Annotated in this window: 27 protein-coding genes; 18 read left to right on the top strand and 9 right to left on the bottom strand. The window is 40.0% G+C overall.

Features of this window, described 5'->3' with window-relative positions:
• From K1X56_09215 to K1X56_09205, 3 genes are all read left to right on the top strand, one after another.
• On the top strand, positions 1–1,850 hold a 1,850-nt coding region (locus K1X56_09215), incomplete at its 5' end, for a T9SS type A sorting domain-containing protein (GenBank protein MBX7094889.1).
• Between the two features lie 128 nt (positions 1,851–1,978).
• On the top strand, positions 1,979–4,321 hold the full coding sequence (locus tag K1X56_09210) for a TonB-dependent receptor (protein MBX7094888.1): 2,343 nt from the start codon (positions 1,979–1,981) through the stop codon (positions 4,319–4,321).
• A gap of 3 nt (positions 4,322–4,324) precedes the next feature.
• Positions 4,325–5,125, top strand: a complete 801-nt coding sequence (locus K1X56_09205) for a DUF4249 domain-containing protein (GenBank protein ID MBX7094887.1) — start codon at positions 4,325–4,327, stop codon at positions 5,123–5,125.
• Positions 5,126–5,130: 5 nt separating this feature from the next.
• On the opposite strand, the gene K1X56_09200 is transcribed toward K1X56_09205, so the two are convergent.
• Together K1X56_09200 and K1X56_09195 are read right to left on the bottom strand one after the other, a co-directional pair.
• Positions 5,131–5,685: a Smr/MutS family protein gene (locus K1X56_09200; protein MBX7094886.1), complete on the bottom strand. Its 555-nt coding sequence runs from the start codon at positions 5,683–5,685 to the stop codon at positions 5,131–5,133.
• A gap of 51 nt (positions 5,686–5,736) precedes the next feature.
• Positions 5,737–5,889, bottom strand: coding sequence for a 30S ribosomal protein THX (locus tag K1X56_09195; protein MBX7094885.1), 153 nt, complete (start codon positions 5,887–5,889; stop codon positions 5,737–5,739).
• A gap of 67 nt (positions 5,890–5,956) precedes the next feature.
• Between K1X56_09195 and K1X56_09190 the strand changes: the two genes are divergently transcribed.
• Positions 5,957–6,514, top strand: a complete 558-nt coding sequence (locus K1X56_09190) for an NUDIX hydrolase (GenBank protein MBX7094884.1) — start codon at positions 5,957–5,959, stop codon at positions 6,512–6,514.
• Here K1X56_09190 and K1X56_09185 read toward each other — a convergent pair.
• The 4 genes from K1X56_09185 to K1X56_09170 all read right to left on the bottom strand — a co-directional run bounded on the left by K1X56_09185 (position 6,507) and on the right by K1X56_09170 (position 9,494).
• Positions 6,507–7,112, bottom strand: a complete 606-nt coding sequence (locus K1X56_09185) for a hypothetical protein (GenBank protein MBX7094883.1) — start codon at positions 7,110–7,112, stop codon at positions 6,507–6,509. The two genes, K1X56_09190 and K1X56_09185, sit on opposite strands and share 8 nt — an antisense overlap.
• A gap of 69 nt (positions 7,113–7,181) precedes the next feature.
• Positions 7,182–7,586: a DUF1987 domain-containing protein gene (locus K1X56_09180; protein ID MBX7094882.1), complete on the bottom strand. Its 405-nt coding sequence runs from the start codon at positions 7,584–7,586 to the stop codon at positions 7,182–7,184.
• A 114-nt stretch (positions 7,587–7,700) separates the two neighbouring features.
• The gene (locus tag K1X56_09175; protein MBX7094881.1) at positions 7,701–8,429 is read right to left on the bottom strand and encodes a response regulator; all 729 of its coding nucleotides are present in this window, start codon (positions 8,427–8,429) and stop codon (positions 7,701–7,703) included.
• Positions 8,430–8,447: 18 nt separating this feature from the next.
• A complete protein-coding gene (locus K1X56_09170; GenBank protein MBX7094880.1) occupies positions 8,448–9,494 on the bottom strand; it encodes a histidine kinase in 1,047 nt (348 codons plus the stop codon).
• A gap of 87 nt (positions 9,495–9,581) precedes the next feature.
• On the opposite strand from K1X56_09170, the gene K1X56_09165 reads away from it, so the two are divergent.
• The 3 genes from K1X56_09165 (at position 9,582) to K1X56_09155 (ending at position 11,513) form a co-directional block, all read left to right on the top strand.
• Entirely contained in the window at positions 9,582–10,187 is a 606-nt protein-coding gene (locus tag K1X56_09165) for an ACP phosphodiesterase (protein MBX7094879.1), read from the top strand.
• Between the two features lie 238 nt (positions 10,188–10,425).
• Complete coding sequence (locus tag K1X56_09160; GenBank protein MBX7094878.1) at positions 10,426–11,220, top strand: hypothetical protein; 795 nt, start codon at positions 10,426–10,428, stop codon at positions 11,218–11,220.
• A 116-nt stretch (positions 11,221–11,336) separates the two neighbouring features.
• A complete protein-coding gene (locus K1X56_09155; GenBank protein MBX7094877.1) occupies positions 11,337–11,513 on the top strand; it encodes a hypothetical protein in 177 nt (58 codons plus the stop codon).
• Here the strand turns inward: K1X56_09155 and K1X56_09150 are convergent.
• Positions 11,510–14,326, bottom strand: a complete 2,817-nt coding sequence (locus tag K1X56_09150; protein ID MBX7094876.1) for a tetratricopeptide repeat protein — start codon at positions 14,324–14,326, stop codon at positions 11,510–11,512. The two genes, K1X56_09155 and K1X56_09150, sit on opposite strands and share 4 nt — an antisense overlap.
• Before the next feature lie 98 nt (positions 14,327–14,424).
• Here K1X56_09150 and pruA point away from each other — a divergent pair, with 98 nt between their 5' ends.
• The 8 genes from pruA (at position 14,425) to K1X56_09110 (ending at position 20,783) form a co-directional block, all read left to right on the top strand.
• On the top strand, positions 14,425–16,056 hold the full coding sequence (gene pruA, locus K1X56_09145) for an L-glutamate gamma-semialdehyde dehydrogenase (protein MBX7094875.1): 1,632 nt from the start codon (positions 14,425–14,427) through the stop codon (positions 16,054–16,056).
• 111 nt (positions 16,057–16,167) lie between these two features.
• Positions 16,168–16,686, top strand: a complete 519-nt coding sequence (locus K1X56_09140; protein MBX7094874.1) for a hypothetical protein — start codon at positions 16,168–16,170, stop codon at positions 16,684–16,686.
• A gap of 75 nt (positions 16,687–16,761) precedes the next feature.
• Entirely contained in the window at positions 16,762–17,724 is a 963-nt protein-coding gene (locus K1X56_09135; protein MBX7094873.1) for a D-2-hydroxyacid dehydrogenase, read from the top strand.
• A gap of 6 nt (positions 17,725–17,730) precedes the next feature.
• Complete coding sequence (locus K1X56_09130) at positions 17,731–18,978, top strand: DUF1015 family protein (GenBank protein MBX7094872.1); 1,248 nt, start codon at positions 17,731–17,733, stop codon at positions 18,976–18,978.
• 53 nt (positions 18,979–19,031) lie between these two features.
• Positions 19,032–19,700: a YggS family pyridoxal phosphate-dependent enzyme gene (locus K1X56_09125; GenBank protein MBX7094871.1), complete on the top strand. Its 669-nt coding sequence runs from the start codon at positions 19,032–19,034 to the stop codon at positions 19,698–19,700.
• Positions 19,697–20,341, top strand: a complete 645-nt coding sequence (locus K1X56_09120) for an NAD(P)H-binding protein (protein MBX7094870.1) — start codon at positions 19,697–19,699, stop codon at positions 20,339–20,341. Before K1X56_09125 ends, K1X56_09120 begins: the two co-directional genes overlap by 4 nt.
• 5 nt (positions 20,342–20,346) lie before the next feature.
• Positions 20,347–20,511, top strand: coding sequence for a hypothetical protein (locus tag K1X56_09115; GenBank protein ID MBX7094869.1), 165 nt, complete (start codon positions 20,347–20,349; stop codon positions 20,509–20,511).
• Complete coding sequence (locus K1X56_09110) at positions 20,511–20,783, top strand: DUF3817 domain-containing protein (GenBank protein ID MBX7094868.1); 273 nt, start codon at positions 20,511–20,513, stop codon at positions 20,781–20,783. Before K1X56_09115 ends, K1X56_09110 begins: the two co-directional genes overlap by 1 nt.
• Here the strand turns inward: K1X56_09110 and K1X56_09105 are convergent, their stop codons facing one another.
• A complete protein-coding gene (locus K1X56_09105) occupies positions 20,784–21,716 on the bottom strand; it encodes a hydrogen peroxide-inducible genes activator (protein MBX7094867.1) in 933 nt (310 codons plus the stop codon).
• A gap of 93 nt (positions 21,717–21,809) precedes the next feature.
• Between K1X56_09105 and K1X56_09100 the strand changes: the two genes are divergently transcribed.
• The 3 genes from K1X56_09100 to K1X56_09090 are packed head-to-tail and all read left to right on the top strand — an operon-like array spanning position 21,810 to position 23,425.
• Positions 21,810–22,265 carry a DNA starvation/stationary phase protection protein gene (locus K1X56_09100; protein MBX7094866.1) on the top strand — a complete coding sequence of 152 codons (456 nt, stop codon included), beginning with the start codon at positions 21,810–21,812 and terminating at the stop codon, positions 22,263–22,265.
• Between the two features lie 22 nt (positions 22,266–22,287).
• Complete coding sequence (locus K1X56_09095; GenBank protein MBX7094865.1) at positions 22,288–22,839, top strand: peroxiredoxin; 552 nt, start codon at positions 22,288–22,290, stop codon at positions 22,837–22,839.
• Position 22,840: 1 nt separating this feature from the next.
• Positions 22,841–23,425: a carboxymuconolactone decarboxylase family protein gene (locus tag K1X56_09090; protein ID MBX7094864.1), complete on the top strand. Its 585-nt coding sequence runs from the start codon at positions 22,841–22,843 to the stop codon at positions 23,423–23,425.
• Positions 23,426–23,460: 35 nt separating this feature from the next.
• Here the strand turns inward: K1X56_09090 and K1X56_09085 are convergent, their stop codons facing one another.
• Complete coding sequence (locus K1X56_09085) at positions 23,461–25,635, bottom strand: tetratricopeptide repeat protein (GenBank protein MBX7094863.1); 2,175 nt, start codon at positions 25,633–25,635, stop codon at positions 23,461–23,463.
• Positions 25,636–25,666 lie beyond the last annotated feature (31 nt).

The raw sequence follows: 25,666 nt of genomic DNA, 5'->3' as shown, positions 1-25,666 counted from the left end.
TCCCCGTCGTATTCCACGTAATTCACAATTATGGCGCAGAAAATATTTCTGATGCCCAGATCATCGATGCCATTCGTGTTTTAAATCTGAACTACCGTCATCAAAATCCCGACTCGGTTGATATTGTTAATGTCTTTAAGCCTCTGGCAACAGATTGTGAAATTGAATTGCGACTTGCACAAAAAGATCCTGCAGGAAATTGTACAAAGGGAATTAATCGCATTGCCTCTCCCCTCACCTTTACCGGAGATCATTCGGTGAAAGATCTTATTCATTGGGATCCTACAAAATATTTGAATGTTTACATCGTAGCCAACGCAGCAGGATTGGCTGGTCACGCCGTGTGGCCCTCGGATGCAGATACTATTCCGGAATGGGACGGAATTGTAATTGGTCACGATTACGTTGGGAGCATCGGAACATCCAATCCGGTTCGTTCCATGGTATTATCGCATGAATTGGGTCACTACTTAAACCTCCAGCATATTTGGGGAGGAAATAATGTTCCCGGATTTTACTATTTACCCGTTGCACAACCCGGAAATTGCGCATTCGACGACGGCGTTTCCGACACACCAAATACCATCGGCTGGAGTACGTGTAATTTGAGTGGATCTTCCTGTGGAAATACGGTTGACAACGTTCAGAATTTTATGGATTATTCCTACTGTGGAAGAATGTTTACGCCCGGACAAAAAACAAGAATGCATGCCTGTTTAAATTCAGGTATTGCAGGCAGAAATAATTTATGGTCGCCCGCCAATCTCATTGCTACCGGTACCGATGGAACATCCTCTTTATGTGCAGCAGAATTTTCGGCCAACAAAACCATTGTGTGTGTCAATCAATCCATCACGTTTACCGACAACTCCTATCACGGTGTAACGCAACGTAACTGGACCTTTAGCGGAGGAAATGCATCTTCATTAACCGATTCGGTGGTAACGGTGAGTTACGCGGTTCCCGGCACGTATACCGTTTCTCTTAGTGCAGGAAATGGCTTGTCCACAGTGAGCACAAGCATAACCGACTATATTACTGTGTTACCCAATCCCGGAAATCCCGGTCCACTTCTAGAATCCTTCGATTACACGAGTGGAATTCCCGATAATAATTGGGTCATTAATAATCCGCAGCAAGATGCCGCATTTACACTTTATACCCTTGGCGGTTATAGCGGAACACAATGTGTTATGTTTGATAATTATAACACGAATGAGAATCTCGACGACGAATTAATTTCTGTCCCCATCAACACCAGTGGATTTCCTTCTTTGCAATTATCCTTTCGCTATGCATTTGCGAAAAAGGACAGTTTAGCCTCCACTGATTTTTTGAAAGTATGGGTTTCGAATGATTGTGGTTTAAGCTGGACCGTTCGAAAAACAATGAATTCAAGTTCTCTTAGCAGTGTTGCACCACAAGCCAATCCCTATTTCCCCTCTACGCAGGCAGATTGGGCTTATGCTACAGTTACCAATATCAGTAACGCTTATATCGGACCCGATTTCATGGTAAAATTTGTCTTTACCTCTGGGGGTGGAAATAATTTATTTCTGGACGACATCAATATTGCCGCCAATGTAGGAACAGAGGATTTAAGTCCGGATGCTTCACTGCATATTTACCCGAATCCTGCCTCCAATCAGGTTTTAATTGCTTTACCGAACAATTTCAATGCTTCAGTTGTTGAACTTTGGTCGCCCGATGGTAAATGTATTCTCAGCACTCGTGTGATGCCATCCAATCAGGTGCAATTGGATCTTTCATCCATAGCTGCAGGTATCTACTTCCTGAGAGTTATGAATGAAAATTCTTCGCTTGGAGGAAAAATTTTAATAGAACATTAACCCATTCTGTAACAAAAGCGCGGCTGAAGCGTCGTACTCTTGCTTTTTTTGCTGAATGGCCAAATAGAATGATTACTGGTAAGGAAACGAAAAAGCTTAAACTTAGCTTTGCTGCATATAATTAAAGAATGAGGACTTTATTTACATCGTTGATTTTTATTTTGGGTTTTTCCCAATTAAACGCGCAACAAAAATTCACTATTTCGGGTTCAGTAAAAGATGCCGGTAACGGAGAAGAAATTATTGGATCGAGTATTCTGGTGAAAGAACTGGGTACCGGTACCATAACCAACGCTTATGGATTTTACTCCCTTACACTACCTGCAGGAACTTATCACCTTGCCTATAGTTTTGTAGGTTATGCTACGGTAGAAAAGGAAGTCCAGCTTCAAAGCAATCAGAAAATCGATATTGAATTAAGTGTCTCCAGTGTGCAACTGGAAGAAATCAGTATTGAGGATAAGAAAATAGAAACACCGCAGGATAAACAAATCAGCGTTGTAAAAATGGATGTGGCTACAGCAAAAAAATTACCGGCATTGTTTGGTGAAGTAGACATGCTAAAAACCATTCAACTATTACCGGGTATTCAAAGTGCCGGTGAAGGAAATGCCGGATTTAATGTCCGCGGAGGTGCCAATGATCAAAATCTGATTTTATTGGATGAAGCAACCGTGTATAATGCGTCCCATTTATTCGGATTCTTCTCGGTATTTAATCCGGATGCCGTAAAAGATCTTGATGTATACAAGGGAGGGATCCCTGCTAAGTATGGCGGACGATTAGCCTCATTGATTGATGTCCGCATGAAAGACGGAAATTCCAAACGATTTGCAGGAACCGGAGGTTTGGGAACAATTTCAAGCCGACTCACACTTGAATCGCCAATATTAAAAGAAAAAGGATCATTTATTGTGAGCGGAAGAAGAACCTATGCCGATGTATTTTTAAAGCTCGCACCGAATAAAGATTTGCGGGATAACAAACTTTATTTTTATGATTTTAATGCAAAAGGAAATTATCGCCTGGGAGAAAAAGATCGTTTGTTTGTATCAGGATATTTTGGTCGCGATGTGCTTTCACTAGCAGGTTTATTTGGTTTCGATTGGGGAAATGCAACCGCTACTTTACGCTGGAACCATATTTACAACCCGAAATTATTCAGTAACATCACCGCCATCTATTCCAATTTCGATTACGGAATTCAGATTGATTTATCCGAAACACAGAATTTTCAATTGGTATCGGGAATTGATGATTACGGTGTAAAAGCGGATTGGTCCTATTACCCCAAACCAAACAGTACCATTTATTTTGGAGTAGCTTCGGTTTATCACAAATTCCAACCGGGAAGATTTGAACCTATCCGCAGTACTTCCATTTTTAATGTGTCGGAATTACCCAAAAAGAACGCTATTGAATCGTCGGTTTATTATGATCATAAATACGAATTCAATCCTCGTTTCAATATCAGATATGGACTGCGCTTAACCTTGTTTAATGTCATCGGCTCAACCACCGAGTACACATTCAGCGATGTAAACAATTACGATATTACCGATACTACCGAATACGCCAAGGGAGATCTGATAAAATCGTATGTTGGACCAGAACCTCGTTTTGCTGCCTCGTATTCACTCAGTGAAAATGCATCGTTAAAAGCCAGCTACGATCACACCTATCAATTCCTGCATCAGATTTCGAATTCGGCCACCACGCTTCCAACCGATTTATGGATGCCAAGTGGAATACATATTCGTCCGCAGATTAGCGACCAGATTGCTGTTGGATATTTCAGAAATTTCAAAAAAGGATGGGAAGCTTCATTGGAAGTTTATCACAAATGGATGGCCAACCAAATTGATTACCGCGACAATGCCGATATTCAATTTAATCCGGTAATTGAACGTGAACTGCTATTTGGAAAAGGGTGGTCCTACGGAACCGAATTACTCGTACAAAAAACAGAAGGTAAAATTACAGGATGGATCAGTTACACCCTGGCGAAAACCATGCGTCAGGTAAATGGCATCAACAACAACGATCCTTATCCCGTAAAAAACGACCGCAGACATAATATTTCCGTAGTGGGAACCTGGCAAATCAACAAACGTGCATCACTCAGTGCCACCTGGGTTTTTGCAACTGGTAATGCTATTACTTTCCCTGGCGGACGATACGAATACGATGGTAATATTTTAGCCTATTATCCTTCGCGAAACAATTACCGCATGCCCAATTACCACCGGGCTGATATTTCCTTTACGCTTGATGGTAAGAAAAAAGAAGGAAGAAAATTTGAAAGCTCATGGAACTTTTCCATTTACAATATTTACAACCGCGCCAATGCATTTTCCATCACCTTCCGTGAGAAAACGGATGAAAATGGAAATCCAACCGGACAAACCGAAGCGGTTAAAACTACACTGTTTAAAATCATTCCTTCCATCACCTGGAATTTCAAATTTTAAGTCATGAAAAAAATTACTTTTCTTTTTTCAGCTTTTGTACTTCTGCTTTCCTCCTGCACCGAGGTGGTAGAAATCGAATTAACAACTTCCGAACCTAAACTGGTAGTAGAAGCATTGATTACCGATAATGTTGAACCTTTTCAGGTTAAATTAACCTTACTGGCTCCGTATTTCGATGCCAATAATCCCGGCGTTAGCAATGCAGAAGTTTATATCAGTGACAATACCGGCAACGTGGATACACTCTACCACACGAGCAATGGTATATATCAAACCATAGGAAATCGTCAGGGTGTTCTTGGAAGAACCTACTCCCTGCTCGTATTGTATAACGGGACATCGTTTACGGCCAATTCCACCATTCCTGCTAATAAAATGATGCTGGATACCATCACCACCATTTACAATCAACAATCGGCATTTATCGATGAAGGATATAATGTGATTTTAAACGCGCAGGATAATGGAGCTACTGTTGACTATTATCGTTTTCTATTCTATAAAAACGATACCCTGCAAACAGATCCGTTTAAATATTTTGTTACCGACGATGAACAGGTACAGGGTAATTACATTATTGCGCAGGTACCTTTTAATTACCAAACCGGAGATACGGCACGTGTAGAAATTCAATGTCTGGATTTAGATTATTTCACTTACCTGAACGCTGTTGCAACGCAAACACAAAATACAGGCGGACCATTTGATTCTCCACCGAGTAATCCTCCAAGCAATATTTCGAATGGTGCTTTAGGATACTTTGCAGCCGTAAGCCGAAATTGGAAAGAGATTGTTCTACCTTAACGGAATTATTTTTCGCGGAAAAAACGAACTTCTGTAGCTCCGGATCCATATTTGGAATAATCTGCATCGAGAAATTCAATGAATTCGTAATTGCGGAGAGCGTGACGGATTTCGGAACGGAGTACGCCCTCGCCTACTCCATGAATGATAATGAGCTTATCCATCCCCTTTTTGCGCGCCTCATTCATTTTGTTTTTAAAATGATTTAACTGAATGCGCAACATATCACCATTACTTAAATGGCGGTGATCGTCGACCAGGTTGTAAATATGAAGATCGGTTTCCATCACCCGTAATTTGGGTGCCGTCTTTTTCGATTTTTTTGGTTTGGCATCCTGAAGTTTCGCTTTGATAAAGCGGTTTTCTTCGGTGTGACTTAAATCGTATTCTTCGAAGTCGGACAAATGCACGAGGTATTTAACCGGATATTCAATTTCGAGTCCAACCTCCGTTAACACCAATGCTTTCCCTTTGGTGGGGAAGGAAATTATCTCTCCATTTCCATCTTCATTTAAAAAGGAAACCTTATCGCCAATATGAAAATCCTTGTGCATTGCCATGCAAATCTCGCTATTCTTCAAAAAAAAATCCCTCTTAAGAGGGATTTTTTATTATTCAGCTTTTTTAGCCTTTTTAGCGGGAGCCTTTTTCGCTTTTGGCGCAGAGGCTGCAGCTGTAACTTTTTTTACTTTGGAGGGACGAGTATTCCCGTATGAACCTCTCCAACGTTTACCTTTTGTTGATTTTTTATCACCTTTTCCCATGACGATTTTGTTTTAATTGGTTAGGGGACTTAAAGATAACCAATTACTTTTATAAAAAAAGAAACCCATGGAAACAAAAAATCCCTGGACCACCATATCGTCCCGCCTCGCCTACGAAAACAAATGGATTCGGATTCACCATAACGAAGTGATTCACCCCGGTGGAGATCCAGGTATCTATGGTGTAGTGGAGTTCCGGAATATTGCCATTGGAATTATTGTTTTGGATGAGGACATGAATACCTGGCTGGTTGGTCAATACCGTTATCCCCACAGGAAATACAGCTGGGAAATACCCGAAGGAGGCGGCCCCAAATCGGAACCCGAAATCTTGTCGGCCCAACGTGAGCTGGAAGAGGAAACGGGAATTAAGGCGGAAGAATGGACAGAAATTCTTCGAATGGATTTGAGTAATTCGGCCACCGACGAACATGCCGTTATTTTCTTAGCCCGAAAATTAAGCTTTGGAAAACCGATGCCGGAAAATTCGGAAGAACTTCAAATCCGAAAAATTCCGTTCGATGATTTTTTAAAAGAAGTTCTCGAAGGAAAAATTACCGACAGCTTAACCGTTGCTGCTGCATTAAAAATTGAACTGATGCGAAGAGATGGATTAATTAAATGAGTTTAAAACGGCGATTGAAATAAAGAATCATCCAAACAAAAAACGGAGCTGCCAGAACATCCAATGTATAATGGACTTTTTGTGCCACAACCAAAACGGAAACAGCTATAGCCATTCCTAAAAAAAGGGGTCGCTGTCTCTTTTCCTTTGCTAAAAAAAACATCAAAAAAATACTTGCTGCGTGGCCGGAAAAAAACAAATCGCGCGAGGAATATCCCCCCGGGTAAAAAACTGAATTTAAAACCGGATCTACCAAATGAATGTTGCCCGGTGGTTCAGCGAGTGGTAAAAGGAAAACTGTTGCACTTCGCAATAAAACAATGGCAGCGTAGAGATAAATAAACCGCAGGTATTGATCAGGATTTGACCGGTTAAAAATCATGTACAACAACAGCGATCCGTAGGTGAATGAAAAAATGATGACCGAAACATCTATTGCTTTGAAAAAGGGAAAAAGTGGATCGTTAAATGGAATACCCGGCTGACCCGAAACAACAATCAAAACCCGGTTAAATAATAGCAGCGAAAAAATAAACAGCAGGATGCCAATTGTCCATTTCCATTTATTGGCACTAAGATGATGTTTCCAGATGTCCATACCACTGCAATCTAAAAAAAAACAGCGGCATGGAGCCGCTGTTTTATAACCTAACCAACCAAAACGTTATCAAGCCGTAGCCATCAGGCGCGCATTGCGAGCATAGGACACGAACTTAAACGGAACGCGTACCATGAATGCAAAATCTTGACCAACCTCCTTCATATCATCGTCGGAATCGGCATAATACCACGAAACGGAAACGGGCATGCTTTTATCTACAATCTCATTGAGTTTGTACAATAAAAACAGAATGCGCTTCGAGGATGAAATATTGAAGTATTCGAGATCAATGCGAACATGGGTTGCACGATCTACAGTGCTTACGTATTCGTCCATCCACTCAAGGATTGGACTAAAAAATGCTTCAGCATCTTGAGGAATTGCTTTTCCACTCATTTCAAATTCCCCGGTCTTGGGGTCAAACTTCACAAAGGGAGTTTTCTCGGTAGCCTCAATTTGTAATAAATCCATAGCAAATATGATTACACCTCTAATTTACGGAAAATCAAATCGGTGCTTTTGAATTTTCTACTAATGCAGGGTTTCGGCAGACCAAACCAAGCTGCATTTTCGACCAGAAGTCACTTATAAACTCATTAGATCGCGAAAACGGGCTGCCTGGCGACGGGAAATCTCGATTTTTTCGCCACCCCGCAATTGGACTTGCAATCCGCCATTGAACCAATTTTCAATTCCCGTAACCCATTTCAGGTTGATGATAAATTTACGATTGGCCCTGAAAAACACTTTCGGATCCAGACGGTCCTCCAAACTATTCAGACTTTTTAATACAAGTGGTTTATACTCGTTAAAATAGACACGCACATAATTTCCTTCCGATTCAAACATGCGTACATCCTTCAGTGAAGTGAACCAACATTTTTCTCCGTCCTTCAGAAAAATCTGATCATTTTCCGACAATTTCTTTAGCGGTTCTTCATCTACAGGCGCTGCTACAAACGAAGATTTTTGTCGTGATACTTTATTAATCGCTTCCTCCAAACGTTCGGGGTTAACGGGCTTTAATAAATAATCCAGTGCATTCACTTCGAAAGCACGAATGGCATAATCGTCGTAAGCCGTTACGAAAATTACTTTGGGTACACGGTCGAGTTGATTCAGCATTTCAAATCCATTCATACCCGGCATTTGAATATCGAGAAACAATAAATCAGGATGATGATTATCGATACTCACCAGCGCTTCATCAGCATTGGCACATTCATCCACAATTTCTATTTCGTGAAATTTATTCAATAAAGATCTCAACTCTTTACGAGCGAGGCGTTCATCATCAATAATAATAGCTTTCATCTTTCAACGGTTTTAGCGTTACAAATTATTTCTGACAGGTAATTTAATTTCTGCTACAACTTTATCCTGCAATTCACGAAGTGAAAAATGGGATTTTCCCTCGTACAATAATTGCAATCGTTGTTTGGTATTTTCAATACCGATTCCGGTTGATCCACTCACGCCATTGGCAAGTTTACCGGTGTTCTCCACCACTATTTCGAGCATATCCTGATTACGACGAATTTCCAACCGCAATAGTCCACCACCCGGTAATTTGGAAATCCCGTGTTTAATTGAATTTTCCACCAGTGTTTGCACCATTAAAGGTGGAATGAGAAATGCGGAGCAGGAAGAATCGATGACCAATTCAACTTTCAATCGTTCCTCATAACGGATACTTTCCAGTTTTAAATAATCTTCAATCAGCTGCAATTCCTCCTCTACCGTCACAAACTTTTTTCGTCCCATCAAAAGCGTGTTACGAAGAATATTGGAAAGTTTGGTGATACTCTCTTTGGCAATGATGGGATCTTCATCCACCAAGGCACGAATGGAGTTCATGGCATTGAACATGAAATGCGGATTGAGCTGTGCTTTCAGATTATTTAATTCCACCTCTGTACGCATTGCTTCCAGGCGCAGATTTTTAATTTCTTCGTCGCGCGATTTTTCAAAAAAATGGAAGGCAAAATAAATGACCGACCACACCATAAAAATCACCCACCAGTTGAGCCAAATCAGAAAGGCATTGGAAGGATCCAGCGATGAAAAAACACCTGTTCTGCCAATGATAAATGAAGAATAGGTTAATTGCAGCAAACCCATCACCAGCGAAAGCAGTGCCGCAGAAAAGGCGACAGGAATTAATGCTTTAATAGGCGTGAATTTTAACCAGCCAATACGAACAATAAAATTTCTGTAGAGGTGCGACAACAAAATACCGCTGAGAAAAATGGCAGTAAAACCAATTAAAACGGGACGACTCAATTCATTATTCAAATAAGAACTAAATCCGCTGATGAAGAGATACAATCCCCATCCGGAAAATTGAGCGACCCAATATGCTAATTGCTTTCGACGCAAATCTTTGCTTATTTTTGTTAAAGGTACGTGTAATTCACTTAAGGGTTATTGCTTTAGGACCAGTGGACATTTTCGTTTATAAAAGGAATGAATTTTCTGGCACATGCATTTTTATCTGGCGATGATCCGCAAATTCGGATCGGAAACCTTATTGCTGATTCAGTAAAAGGATCGGCCTGGAAAAATTATCCCGAAAAGATTCAGGTAGGCATTCAACTTCATCGCTTCATAGATGATTATACCGACCATCACCCGGTGGTGGATGAAATTAAAATCTTGCTGCGACCACGCTTCGGTAAATACGCCGGTGTAGTTTCTGATGTGTATTTCGATCATTATCTTGCGCGCTTGTGGGAAGAACATCACCCGGCTCTTAGTCTCCGTGAATTCGCCGATGAAACATATTCCATTCTTGATCTTCATTTTGATTCGCTGCCCGAAAAATCGCGTTTGTTTATACCCTACATGATTCGTCAGGATTGGCTGGGCTCTTATGTCACGCGTGAAGGAATCAGTTCAATACTCGAACGGATGTCGCGCAGAACCGGTTTTTATTCAGGAATGGAGCTCGCAATGGAAGATTTGGAAGAAAATGATCATCACTATGAAGCCTATTTTCGCCGCTTTTTCCCCGATCTCAATCTCCAATCCGATTTACATCGCCTGCGACTGCAGCAGGATTTCGGCCTCTAAATTGTTAATAACCTTTTTTCTTTTCCACTAAAAAAAGCCTATTCCTGAGCTCTTTAGGGAAATTCATAAATTTAAACAGTTAATAATCAATCATTTATTGCAATTTAACCGATTTAGTCAAATTTGAAAATTCATCGATAATAAATGATGATTCGTCGTTATTATTAAATATTTCATTGCGATTTTTTTGGTTAAATGGTGATTTATCAACTAAATTTGCCGCAGAAAGAGAATAAGTATGTTCAAATCACTTTGTTTATCGGCGCTGGGTCTGATGTGTTTTAACGCTGCAATGGCAGGCGAACACATTCTTACACTCGAAGGTCAGTATCAAAACAAGAACCTCTACGTTTCCAATTCCGTTTCTTCTTCGGGTGTAGGGTTTTGTGCGTATGAAGTTCGTGTTAATGGGGAAGTCACCACAGATGAGGTGAACTCCACCGCTTTTGAAATTGATTTATCGCAATTGAAATTAGTACAAGGAGCTCCTGTTACGGTGCAAATTATGTATCGCGACGGTTGTGCGCCTAAGGTGTTAAATCCTACTGTACTTAAACCACAAGCCACCTTCGAAATTCAAAACATTGAAGTAACACAAGAAGGATTGTTGAAGTGGAGCACTAAAGATGAATCCGGTTCATTACCATTTAACATTGAAGTTTACAAATGGAATAAATGGGTGAAAGTTGGTGAAGTTCAAGGTGAAGGAACCTCTGAATTGAATAATTACTCATTTAAAGTTGGACTTATTTCGGGCGAGAATAAAATTCGCGTTACGCAAAAAGGAACATTAGGTAAAACTGAACAATCGCAGTCGGTGACTGTTGTTAGTGAAGTTGAAAAACCAAGCTGGAATTTTGAAAGTGGAAAAAATAAAATAATTTTTTCAAAAGAAACTGCCTACGAGATTTACGACAAATTTGGTCAGGCCAGAATTAAAGGTTTCGGTAAAGAAATCGACGTAGTGTCGTTAAACAACGATGAATATTACTTGTGTTACGATAACTCGGTAGAGAGCTTTCACAAAAAATAGTTTCCTGTTTTTGTGTATTGTTTGATTGAGAATCCCTCCCCTAATAAGGAGGGATTTTTTTTGCAACCTCTTTAGATAAGACAGCGTAGAATTGTTGAACCAAAAAACCAAAGCCTATGGACAAAAAACAAGTACGCGATCTTGTAAGCTGGCTAAGAGGTAAAGTTTCCGAAACAGAATCGGTTATTAAAGAGTCGAAGCTTACGCATAATTACGGCAAGGCAACCATTTACGAAGGAAAAAAAGAAGCTTATCTGGATATCCTACGAAAGATCAATCTCGATTCCATTTAATCGATGCGCACACCAATAAGGCAAACATCATCCACTTGCTCTAATTGTCCCTTCCAGTTTTCAAATACTTCCGATAACAGGCGCTGCTGTTTTTGCAGAGGCTGCTGACAGATTTTTATCAATTCTTCTTTCAATTTTGAGTATTTGAATTTTTTGCCGGATGGTCCGCCAAACTGATCTGCAAATCCATCCGAGAACAAATAAATCACATCATCTTTTTGCAATTCAACTTCATGGAGTGAAAATGGCTGACGATAATCAAATCGTCCGATGGGTTGTTTATCTGCTTTTATTTCGATGATTTCACCATTTCTGACTATCCATACCGGATTATTTGCACCGGAATATTCCAATACTTTTTTTGAATCTTTTTGACTGATGGCACAGAGTGAAATATCCATTCCGTCGCTCACCTGATCTTCACTTTTAGAAAAAGTGCCAACTACCAAATCATTTAGTTTATCGAGGATTTTTTCCGGAGAACTCAACTTAAATTCCTTGATGCAACGCTCAAGACTGTTATGTCCAACCACACTAACCATCGCCCCCGGCACTCCGTGACCCGTACAATCTGCAACGGCAAACAAAACTCCGTCCCTGCTCAAACCTTTGGTATCCGTTGCCTCAGCGAAAGAAGCTAACCAATAAAAATCGCCGGCCACAATATCTTTAGGCTTATACAGCACCATGAAATCGGAAAACATCTTCTCAAACATATTGATGGGAGGAAGAATAGCATTTTGTAGGCGCTGCGCATAACGAATGGAATCGGTAATTTCTTTGTTCTTCTCTTCTACAATTATTTTTTGAAGTTCGGCTTCTGCTTTTTGTTTTTCTACTTCTTTTTTCTGTTCAGTAATAACCAATTTTGCTTTTCTATTCTGGCGATAAAAACGGAAAATAATCAGTGAGGTAATCAACATAAAAATAAATCCACCTATAAAATAGGAGGTGATTTTTTTCTGTTGAGCATTGATTTCCTCTTGCAATTTGGAACGTTGTTTTTCATCTTCCAACTCTTTGGCCTGAATGGCTTTGTCCTTTTCCGATTGTTCCAGCTGAATCTCCTTAAGCTTCGCTAATTGCTGTGCAAGCGTTAATTCCTGATTGGCTTTGTCCGATTTCAATCGTTCCATTTCCAACAAGGAAAACTGTTTCTCTAATGCATATTCCTTCATTTGAGATTCGGCAGAAAGCAATGCAATTTCTTTTTCCTTTTTATCGGTTTCGTATTTGGTTTGCATTTCTGCAATGGTCCGTTTATTCGATTCGCTGTACAGGGAGTCCCACTGTTTAAAATATAAACGGTGGTACTTTAGCGCTTCCTCGTATTTACCCAGTTTGTCGTACACATTGGCAAAAGTGAGATAGGTTTCTCCGATATCCTGCAAAAAACCTAATTCCTTACGAATCTCATACGCTTTTTCATAATGCTCCAAGGCTTTGTTGTAATCGCCTTTTTCATAGTAAACCACTCCGATGTTGGAATGTAATCCTGCAATATTTTGTTTTTCTCCGAGCTCGATAAAAATATTTAATGCCGTGGTAAAACGGTTCACAGCCGAATCGAGTTGTTGCTGACGGTAAAAGTTATTTCCGATGGATAAATGCGAACCCGCTACCCCACCTTTGTCGCCATTTTTTGTACGGATGAGCATCGCTTGCTGATAGCAGGCATTCGCTTCTGTAAATTGTTTGCGTTCAGATAAAATATTTCCCTTCGCCACCAGATTACCGGCCAGTGAATTCAAAATACCTAACTCCTGGTTGATTGCAATTGCCTTTTCGAGGTATTCGAGCGCTTTCGCTGTATCTTTCATGTGCAGGTTAACCTGACTAATCCCCGCATAACTTCCTGCAATGCCTTTGCGGTCGCCATCTTTTTCATATTGCTTTAATGCATCCATCTGCGCCAGGTAGGCTTTGCCGTATTGACCCTGATCGATGTATAAATTGGTGATGTTGCTGAGGACATAGGTGAAATTTCTTCTGTCGTTAATGGCCAGATACATTTCCCCCGCACGCTGATAATCACGCGTAGCATCATCAATTTTCCCCATGGCGTATTCCGACATCGCAATGTTGACCAATGCGTGACCGATATTCACTGTATCCTTTTGTTTTTTGAATGATTTTAGGGCGACCTGATAATAAGGCAATGATTCTTCCGCTTTCCCCATACGGTAGGTCATTACCCCCAAATTCATATACACACCGGCTGCATCTGCTTCATTACCGGATTTTATCCGCATGGTATAGGCTTCTTCGAAATTATATTTTGCTTTTGTATAATCACCCGTGTAAAAAAGCGCGAATCCCTTTTCAGCATGGAAATCACCTCTGAATTCATACTCATCATTTTTCACCCAGGCCAAAGCTTCATCCATTGTGAGAATGTCCTCCATATAATGGTTCATCCGGCCATGAATTTTTCCTATCGCCAAATAACACATGGCAATTCGTTTGCGATCCCCTAAATCCTGCGCCATTTTTAAAGCGGATTTATATCCGGGTAAAGCATTGGTATAATCTTTAGCTAAATCTTTGGAACGGTGACTGTAATAAACCGCATCGATTATCCCTTCTTTGTAATTGATGGAACGCGCCAGTGCCTCTGCTTCTTTAAAGTAAGATTCCGATTTTTCCTTATCGGTTTTATACACCTTCCGGGCTATAGAAATCTGAATATCGACCCGGTCCTTGCCTTTGGAGGCCGGAAATATCGCATTGAGTGAATCCAATTCCTTCGTTTGGGAAATGCCGGAAAATGGAATCAACAGGCAAAACAACAGAATGGAGGTAATTCCCTTCATGGTTTTCATTTGGTTTGCTAATCTAAATACAATATGTGAGTAGAATCACATCCGCAGGTAAATGTTTTGATTAAATTTGGAAACCAATTCAACAGATTATGCCAAAAGGAATTTATAAAGTACCCGTTGCCAAAAACGAACCGGTAAAAAATTACGCTCCCGGAAGTCCGGAACGTAAAGAACTTCAAGCTGCATTAAAATCACTCCGTGCAGTGAAAGTGGATATCCCCATGTACATTGGCGGTAAGGAAGTTAGAAGTGGGGATAAAGCCCGTATTGCTCCTCCGCATGATCATAAACATACGTTGGGATTCTACCACAAATCCGAGAAAAAACACATCAAACAAGCTATAGATGCCGCTTTAAAAGCTAAAGCACAGTGGGAAGACCTGGCATGGGAACACCGTGCAAGTATCTTTTTAAAGGCCGCCGATTTAATTGCGGGGCCCTACCGTGCAAAGCTCAATGCGGCAACCATGCTTGGTCAATCGAAAAATGCCTATCAGGCCGAAATTGATGCAGCATGTGAAATCATCGATTTTTTGCGCTTTAATGTGCAATACATGACCGAGATTTATGCGCAGCAACCCGATTCTTTACCGGGAATGTGGAACCGGTTGGAATGGCGTCCGCTCGAAGGATTTGTTTACGCATTAACGCCGTTTAATTTCACGGCAATTGCAGGAAACTTACCAACATCTGCTGCTATGATGGGGAACACCGTAGTATGGAAACCTTCGAATACGCAGGTTTATTCGGCCAACGTATTGATGGAAATTTTCATGAAGGCCGGATTACCGGATGGTGTGATTAATTTGATTTATCCTAGCGGACCAGAAGCAGCTGACGTCATTTTTAACCACCGCGATTTTGCTGGAATTCACTTTACAGGTAGTACCGAAGTATTCCAAAATATCTGGCAAACCATTGGGAATAACATTCACAAATACAAAAGTTACCCGCGCATTGTTGGCGAAACCGGAGGTAAGGATTTCATTCTTGCACATAGCAGTGCAGATCCTGCAGAAGTGGCAACGGCTATGTCGAGAGGTGCTTTTGAATTCCAGGGACAAAAATGCTCTGCTGCTTCACGCGCCTATATTCCTTCCAACATCTGGCCGGAGGTAAAAAAATTATTAATTGCTGATTTAAAAAGTATGAAAATGGGTGGAACGGAAGATTTCACCAATTTCGTTAATGCAGTGATTGATGAAAAATCGTTCGACAAACTCGCAGGTTATATTCTCAATGCGAAAAAGGATAAAAAAGTTGAAATTATTGCCGGCGGTAAATGCGATAAAAAAGTGGGTTACTTTATTGAACCTACTGTTATCCTTACCAAAGACCCTGGCTACGTCACCATGTGTGAAGAGTTATTTGGTCCTGTTTTAACAGTTTATGTTTATCCGGCAGAAAAATTCAAAGAAACCATTCGTTTGGTGGATTCAACTTCCATTTATGCGTTAACCGGAAGCATATTCTCGAACGATCGTTATGCGGCCGAGTACGCCACACGCGAATTAAGAAATGCTGCAGGGAATTTTTATATCAACGATAAACCAACAGGAGCAGTTGTGGGACAACAACCATTTGGTGGTGCCCGCGGTTCAGGAACCAACGATAAAGCCGGTTCAATGATTAATTTGTTGCGCTGGGTTTCTCCACGCACCATCAAAGAAACCTTTGTTCCGCCGGTGGATTACAGATATCCATTCCTGCAAAAAGATTAATCGTCATTTAAATTCTACAACTGAAAAGCCTCTAAACCTATTTAGGGGCTTTTTCATTGGTAGCGTTTTGCTTTTTAATGCTCGTCTTTGTAAATTCCTGAAAACAAGAATATGAAACGTTATTTCACAATCGGTTTTATTTTTTTAGGCAGCATGGTATTTTCACAACAAAACGGGAAACCCAATGTGACAGGAAAAAACAATGCATATTCTAAACCTGCCAAGGTGCCTTCTCAACAGTATAGAAGCCCAATGCCATCTAATCGAAAAAATCCAACTTATTATTCTTCGGGAACTCAAAGGGGGACTAACGCACCATCCAATTCAAATCAAAACCAAAGCTTTGTTCATCCACAACAAAAACCCGGACAGAAAGAGGTCATCTATCCCACTTATAATTCAAAAGCTGAAGTCATGCAAGGACCTCCAGTGGATATTGATGCTCGACTTGCCGAAATACGTAAATACAAGGCAGGTAAAATCAGAATTAGCATGGAAGATTGGATTAACATGGGGAGTCAACACCGAAAAATGATTTTGGCTAATGCCAATCGTTATTGTTTTGATGACTATCAGGTCTATATGAGGCTTCAATACCTCCAAATCCAAATTGCACGATTAAATAATTAATCCACCCGGTTTTATTTCACGCATTTCGGGGGACTTTTTTCGTTCGAATTTTTACTTTTGGTAAAAATTATCCTCATGAAAAAAATCCTCGCCAACGACGGTATTGACAAATCCGGACAAATCCTTCTTGAAAAAGCCGGTTTTACGGTAGTAACTGAAAAAGTAGCTCAAGATCAATTGGCCAAAGCCATCAATGAACAAGGCTATGAAGTAGTATTAGTTCGTTCTGCTACTACGGTTCGAAAAGAAGTGATCGATGCTTGTCCCGGTTTAAAAATGATTGGTCGCGGTGGTGTAGGAATGGATAATATTGATGTGGCTTACGGTCGCGAAAAAGGAATTGATGTATTTAATACCCCAGGCGCTTCTTCACAATCGGTGGCAGAATTGGTTTTTTCTCACCTGTTTGCCATGGCTCGTTTCATTTACGATTCGAACCGCAATATGCCTGCTAACGGTGTAAGTGAATTTGAGAAACTCAAAAAGAAATATGCAAAAGGAATTGAGTTGAGAGGTAAAACAATCGGAATTATCGGATTCGGAAGAATTGGTCAGGCCGTTGCTTCTTATGCTCTGGGATGCGGAATGAAAGTAATCGCGCATGATCCTTTTGTTACTGAAGCGCAGATTGAAATTGAAATTCATGGTCACGGTAAAGTAAAAGTTGCCGTAAAAAGTTCTTCAATGGATGAACTCTTATCTCAATCTGACTTTATCACCTTGCATGTTCCAAAACAAAAAGATGGATCTGCAGTGATAAAAGCTGCGGAGATTGCCAAAATGAAAGATGGGGTTTGCCTGGTAAATACGGCTCGTGGCGGTGTGATTAATGAAGATGATTTAATTGCAGGATTAGATGCAGGAAAAATTGCACATGCTGCGCTTGATGTTTTCGAAAACGAACCTACTCCACGCCAGGATTTATTAGTTCATCCAAAAATCTCTTTAACCCCGCATATCGGAGCTGCAACAGTTGAAGCGCAGGACCGAATCGGAATTGAGATCGCAGATAAAATCATTTCGTTTTACTCGAAATAAATCACCATGGCGGTTATTCATCCCTTTAAGGGAATTCGTCCCACCCGTGATAAAGCGCATTTGGTTGCGTCACGTGCTGTCAATTTGTACAAACCTCGTATTCTCAATGCAAAACTGGAGGAGAATCCCTATACCTTCATGCATGTGATATTACCGGAGTTTGGACAAAAAGCAAGTACTCGTCCGAATACCACCGAGCGCTTTAAACTGGTAAAAAAGAGTTTTAATGAATTCCGCAAAAAGGGGATTTTAATTCAGGATAAAAAAGACTGTTTATATATCTATCGCCAGCAGAAAGATGGATTTGAATACACCGGAATAATTGCAGGAGCTTCTGTGGATGATTATCTGAATGGCGTGATAAAAATCCATGAACAAACGTTAACAAAACGCGAAGAGGTCTTTAAAAACTACCTGGATGTTTGCGGATTTAATGCAGAACCCGTTTTATTGTCCTACGCCGATAATAAAACAGTAGATAAAGTCCTAAAGAAATACACTTTGCTCCGTGCGGAATATGAATTTGCAACTACCGATCACGTCACTCATTTTTTATGGGTGGTAGAGGACAAATCGGATATTAAACTAATTTCTGATGCATTTTTGAAAATTCCTGCCGTTTATATTGCGGACGGACATCACCGTAGTGCTTCTTCTGCATTGCTGGCGAAGGACAAACGGAAAAAATTAAAAAAATACTCCGGCAAAGAAATGTTCAATTACTGCATGGCTTTTTTCATCAGTGAAAGTCAATTGAACATTTACGATTTCAATCGTGTGGTGAAAGATTTAAATGGATTATCCACTTCTGAATTTTTAAAGAAACTGGAAGATAAATTTGAAATCAAACTTCATGGCAAACATCAGATTAAACCCAAAAAGATTCATCAGTTTACGATGTATCTCGATGGAAACTGGTACATTCTGAATGCCCGCAAAGGAAGTTTTAATCCGAAAGATCCAGTGGGAAATCTGGATGCTCAAATTTTAACGGACAATATCCTTTCTCCCATCCTTGGCGTACACGATTTAAAAACTGATTCACGCATTGAATTCGTGGGCGGATTAAGAGGTATGGATGCACTTCAGAAAAAAGTGGATGAAGAAAAACGTAAAGTTGCATTTGCTTTGTTTCCCGTAAAAGTTGAGCAGCTAAAAGAAATTGCAGATACGCATAACATTATGCCTCCCAAAACTACCTGGATTGAACCGAAATTAAGAAGTGGTTTGGTTATTCAGGGATTGGAAGAATAAAGAATCACAACTTGACCCATTCGCTGGAAGGGGTAAATAAAATCGATTTGTACATGTCGAAAATTGCTGAACATATTTCTAAAATCAAAAGCGAAATTCCGGAATATGTAACATTGATTGCAGTATCCAAAACCAAATCGAACGAAGAAATCATGGAAGCCTATGCGGCGGGCCAGCGCGATTTTGGAGAGAATTACATTCAGGAACTTTGTGCAAAAGCAGAATTGCTGCCAAAAGATATCCGTTGGCACGCTATTGGACATTTACAAAGTAACAAAGTAAAATACATTGCTCCTTTTGTCCATTTAATTCATGGCGTAGATAGTTTAAAATTGCTGCAGGAGATCGATAAACAAGCGAAAAAAAACAATCGTATTATTCCTTGTTTGTTGCAAATCTATATCGCTTCGGAAGAAAGTAAATTCGGACTCTCGGAAGAAGAGGCGATAACATTACTAAAGAGCGATGCTTTTCAAGCATTAAACAACGTAAACATCACCGGTGTGATGGGAATGGCATCAAATACAGATGATATCCAAAAAATAAAATCGGAGTTTCAGGGATTGAAAAGGACATTTGAACAATTGAAATCCATTAAAGAAACTATTTCCATTATCTCTATGGGTATGAGTGGCGATTATTTATTGGCTATTGAAGAAGGAAGTACCATGATACGGGTTGGCAGCAAAATTTTTGGTGAACGAAATTATGCCCAGCAATGAAAACGGCTTTGCTTCTTGGTGCAAGTGGAATGACCGGAAATTATTTACTGCATCAACTTCTGGAACATCCGGAATATAAAACGGTAAAAATTTTCGTCAGGAAATCATTATCCATGAATCATCCCAAACTGGTAGAGTTTGTGGTTGACTTTAACCAGCCTGAATCATGGCAAAAGGAGGTTAGCGGAGACATTGCTTATTCAGCCTTTGGCACTACCCTATCTACTGCAGGTTCTAAAGAAAAACAATGGAAAATTGACCATACCTATCAACTTCAATTTGCGCAGGCTTGCGAAAGGAATAAGGTCCCGGTTTATGTATTAATCTCTTCGATGGGAGCCAACAAAAACTCCCGCTTTTTTTATATGAAAATGAAAGGTGATCTGGATGAACAAATTCTCCGTCTTTCAATCCCCTCCATTCATATTTTACGTCCCGGTTCATTAAAAGGCGACCGCAAAGAATATCGTTCTAAAGAAAAAAGGAGTCTGGCTATTCTTCGTTTTTTTAACCGTATGGGATTATTCAGAAAATACCGCGCCATTCATGGAAATGATCTCGCTAAAAAAATGATTCAGTTCGGAATCAATGATCAGCAGAAAGTCATTCATGAATACCCGGAAATTTTAAAATCAAATTAAGCAGGATGTCACGACTCGAATTCACTCGTCAACGTTTAATCGGAATGATCAACCGCATCAGCACGATTGATGAATTGCAGGAAATTATAGATAGTCTTTATCTGAAAGAACAGGAAAAAGAACGCGAAGAAAAAGAGCGGAAAAAAGAAGAACAAAAAAAATCGAAATAATGGAAAAGCTATTCCGGATTACCGCTCACCTGGAAGGATGGTCCTATCTGATTCTATTAGGTATTGCCATGCCATTAAAATACATATGGAATCAACCGATTGCTGTACAAATTACAGGGATGATTCACGGAATTCTATTTATAAGTTATATCATTTTAACCTACCTGGTAGCACAAGAAAAAAAATGGAATCGGACCTTTACCACGCAAGCTTATCTTGCCAGTTTGCTTCCCTTTGCAACATTTTATATCGTAAGAAAAATGAAGGATTGATTAAATATCAACCACTTTGTTTTTTTCCTTTTTTCTCCATTTCTCTGGAACCGCATGTGCAATTTCTTCTGCCAGGCGATCAATCATTTTTTCTTTTACGGGATATTGACTACACACCACCGCTATTTCTCTAACGGGTTCCGGTGCTCGGAAATAGCGAAGCATCTTCATTTCGTGTGCAGTAAATTCACGAATAGCTAACTCGGGCATAACGGTTAAACCCTTTTCTGTCTCCACCAATTTTTTCAATGTCTGAATACTTCCGGATTCATAATGCAAACGCGCATGCTGTCCACTCTTCCTGAACTTACAAAAATTCATTACCTGATTTCGGAAACAATGTCCTTCATGCAAAATCCAGGTCTCATCCGTATCCAGATCAGATGCATCCAACACTTTTTTCTTAAGAAGCGGATGTTGCGGCGATAAATAAGCAACAAAGCGCTCATAGAATACCGGCTTTTCCAAAATTCCTTTTTCATGCAAAGGACTTGCCAATATTCCGCAATCCAGTTGACTTTCCTTTATCCGGTGGATAATTTCCTCAGTGGTAAATTCAGTTATGTGGATGTTGACCATCGGAAACTTTTTCATGAATTTCCCGATAAACAGTGGCAATAAATAGGGCGCTAAAGTGGGTATGATTCCAATCGTTAAATCGCCTTTTATTATTCCCTTTTCATCCTTTACAAATTCGTGCAGCGATTTCGATTCCTGAACGATTCGTCGTGCTTTGGGCAAAAGTTGCTGACCCAGTTCCGTGAGTTGAACAGGACTCACATTCCTGTCGAACAAAACCACTTCCAGCTCTTCCTCCAGCTTTTTAATCTGCATACTGAGCGTTGGCTGCGTAACAAAACAGCGATCAGCCGCCAGTGAAAAACTCTGAGTATCAGCAATTGCAATAAAGTATTCCAGTTGAATTATTGTCATATAATCAAAATCTATACATCCATAAAATTAATCAATTTTTCTTATAACCAAAAACGGTGGACATTTGTAATGCAAAAACTAATAATCATCAATATGAAAACGACAAATCTTAACAGCTACCTGAATATCCTTCTAGCCACTGAATCGGCTTTTGCATTACAAATCAGAAATGCACATTGGAACCTGATCTCTTTCCATTTTAAACCAATGCATGAATGGCTGGGAGAATTGTATAACGAGTCCAACTCCCGAATCGATGAAATTGCTGAACGGAATAAAATGATTGGAGGTATAGCACATGCTTCATTTTCAGAATACCAAAAATCGTCATTGATCCACCTCCCGGAGGAAGCCCTGATGAATGAAGACCTGATCATTACCACATTAATGCAATCCACCGAAAATTTAATCGGGTTGATTAAAAAAGGAATTGAATTAGCAGAAGAATTGAAAGATCCCGGCACAGAAGATTTCCTGACCCGGATACTCCAGGAACATGAAAAATTGAATTGGTTTCTTAAAAGCCATTTCGCAAAATCTAATCAATAAAAACTACTTAAAACCTAAAACCATGAACAAAATTATTTCTGTTGGAAGTGTTTTTCCAAACTGGACAAAAAAAGCGGTTGTCAGCCTTGAAGAAGGAAAAGAATTCACCACACTTTCCTCGACCAATCATCGCGATGCAGGTCAATGGCAAGTCATGTTTTGGTGGCCGAAGGACTTTACATTTGTTTGTCCCACCGAAATTGCCGAATTCAATAAAAATGTTGGCGAATTCAGAGATCGTGACGCCATGTTGATTGGTGCCTCTACCGATTCTGAATTTGTGCATCTCGCCTGGAGAAAAGACCATAAGGATCTGCGCGAATTAAAGTTCCCGATGCTTGCTGATACATCAAAATCACTCGCGGAGGAATTAGGCATTTTAGAAGCCGAAGAAAAAGTTGCTTATCGCGTTACCTACATTATCGATCCGCAGGGGATTGTCCGCTGGGTTTCGGTCAACGATTTAAGCGTGGGTAGAAATGTTGCGGAAGTATTGCGTGTACTCGACGCTTTACAAACCGATGAATTGTGTCCATGCAACTGGAAAAAAGGTGAAGCCACTTTAAATGCATAATATGGAAACGATCGTAAATGAAACCCTGCAGGATTTACTGATCTCCATCGGAAATCCGCCCTTGAAATCTGAATCGCGCTTAAATATCATTTCAAATTCCAATACCAGGTATTTGCGCGATGTAAAGATTAACATTGGGAACGTTCTGAAAGTTGAAACGCTAAATGAAAAGGAACGGTTATTATTGGCTTTGGCAGTTGCCGTCAATGATGACAATGAAACACTTGAAAGCGGTATTCTGAACCGGTTAAAAGAAGTTGAAATCAAGGAGGAAGAGATTGCAGAAACCTATGCCTGCGTATCCTTGCTGCAAGTCAATAATGTCTTTTATCGTTTTCGTCACTTCACCCAAAAAGAATTCTATGAAAAAACGCCCGCCGGAATTAAAATGAGTATTATGCTGAACCCGGTTTTGGGAAAAGAATTTTTCGAGTTGATGAGTCTGGCTATTTCTGCTTTAAATGGATGTGAACAATGCGTAGTATCCCATGAAGCCTCTGTTTTAAATCACGGTGGTTCTGAACAACGGATTTATGATGCGATTCGCTTAACAGCAGTTTTCAAAGGACTGGTTCGCTTATTGTAAAAGAAAAAAGGTCACCGGGAATTCCGGTGACCTTCTTATATTCTAACACCAATGACGCAAACATCATCCACTTGTTCAAAGTCGCCCTTCCAGTTTTCGAACTCCTGATTAATGGCTTGCATTTGTTCTTCCATTTCCAAATCGCGAATAGAGACGAACAATGATTTCATTCGTGAACTTTTATATTTCTTTCCACCTTTTTCTCTATCCGGACCACCAAACTGATCTTCATATCCATCGGTAAAAACATAAATGCAATCACCTTTATTCAGATCAAATGAAATGGTTGTAAAGGCCTTTGCTTCCGCATAACTTCCAATGGGTTGTTTATTTGGTTTTATCTCCTCAATAACATCACTATTGTTTCGTAAAATCCACAATGGATTATTTGCTCCGGCCCAATGTAATTTTTGATTGTTCAGATCCAAAGCACAAAGTGAAATATCCATTCCGTCTTTCACTTCAGATTCCGATTTTGAAAAGGTATCGATAACCAATTCCCTTACCTTATCCAGAATTTTCCCCGGATCTGTAATTCCAAACTCTTTTACGGTCCGGTTTAATGCATTCGAACAAACCACGCTAACCATTGCACCCGGAACACCATGCCCGGTACAATCGGCCGCCGCAAACAAAACTCCACTCACAGCCCCTCCTTTGGAATCCGAAGCTTTAGCGAAGGATTCCATCCAATAAAAATCACCGGCAACAATATCTTTAGGTTTATATAGAATAAACGAATTATTCAGATACTCCTTCACAAGTTTTCGTGGTGGCAAAATGGCTTCCTGTAATCGTTTTGCATAGGTGATCGAATCCAGAATTTCTTTGTTTTTCTCTTCAACCAATTCCTTTTGATGTTCAATTTCGATTTTCTTTTCTTCAATTTCCAGTTTTTGTCTACGGGTTACCTGAAAGCGGTTATAAATAAAAACTGCAAAAACAATTAACAGTAAAATTCCGGCATACAGGAAATATTTTGACCGGCGCTGGTAATCGGTTTCAGCCTGACTTAATTTTAATTTTTCATCAGCCATCAGTCGTTCTTCTCTCACTTTAAGACTATCCTCCAGCGATTTTTTTTCAAATCTGAATTTCACATCCAATTCCGTTACTTCACGTATCCGATCCTGATCCCGCATAGCCTCTTCATATTCGCGGTGTTTTTCGAAATAATAAAGCGCATTTTTTGAATCTCCTTTTTTCTTGTAGGCTTGGTATAGACAATCACAATTGAATTGCTGATTCATGATCATTTTGGATGCCGTAGCTACTTTTAATCCTTCACCGCAAATAGAAATTGCTAAATCGGCATTTCCCATTTCAAGTGCTAAAGTTCCTTTGTGCTGGTAGGAGATGGCCATACCATCCAGATTGCCCAAATTTTTATGCAAGGCTAATGCAGCATCGATATAATATCCTGCGCTGTCAAATTGCTTTTTCTCAAGATAAATCAGCGAAAGAATATTGTACGAATCTCCCATACCCAAACTATCCGTATTTCGCATCCGGTAACTTAATCCGATGCGGGCTAACTCTGTAGCCTTGTCCAAATCGTGATACGTATCCCGATAAACCAATCCTAAATTAGAATACGCATTTCCTAATCCGCGGAGATCTTTACATCCTGTAAATTTCACAATGGCCATTTCATAATATTCTACTGCCTGCTTTATATTGTTTTGCTGCAGAAAAATATTTGCGATGTTATTATATAAATTCCCTAACTGATTTTCTGCATTATCTACGCGCTCATAAATCATCCGCGATTGCTGCATGTATTTTAATCCCAGTGGAAAATTCCCGATTGATGTGTACACATCTCCAAGATTAAGGTAGGTAGAAGCAATGCCTTTATCGTGACGAAGAAACTGGTAAATCTTTAACGTTTTATCGTACCAGGTTAAAGCACTATCCAATTGCCCCATTAATCGGTAAGAATTAGCTACCGTATTACAGGCATCGGCTAAACGAGCGCGCGGAATGGAAGGCTCTTTCTTAATAAAGACAATTAATTCATCACAAAGTGATCGTGCCGAATCGGGGTCCATATAACACATCTCCCAGGCAATATCCGATAAGGCATAGGCTCTGTCGAGAGGTGTTTGTTTTTCATCGTTGTAAATGGAATATAACGAATCGAGATACTGGGCCGACAATTGATTTTGCCACAGCAATAATCCGATAAATAAGATGAATATGTTCCGCATTGGGTAAAATAAAAAATCTCCGTCGGGTCGA

The organism is Flavobacteriales bacterium (assembly GCA_019694795.1).
Classification (GTDB): Bacteria; Bacteroidota; Bacteroidia; order Flavobacteriales_D; family UBA2798; genus UBA2798.
The sequence above is the reverse complement of the archived record's forward strand: the minus strand, read 5'-3'. Positions and strand labels throughout refer to the sequence as shown.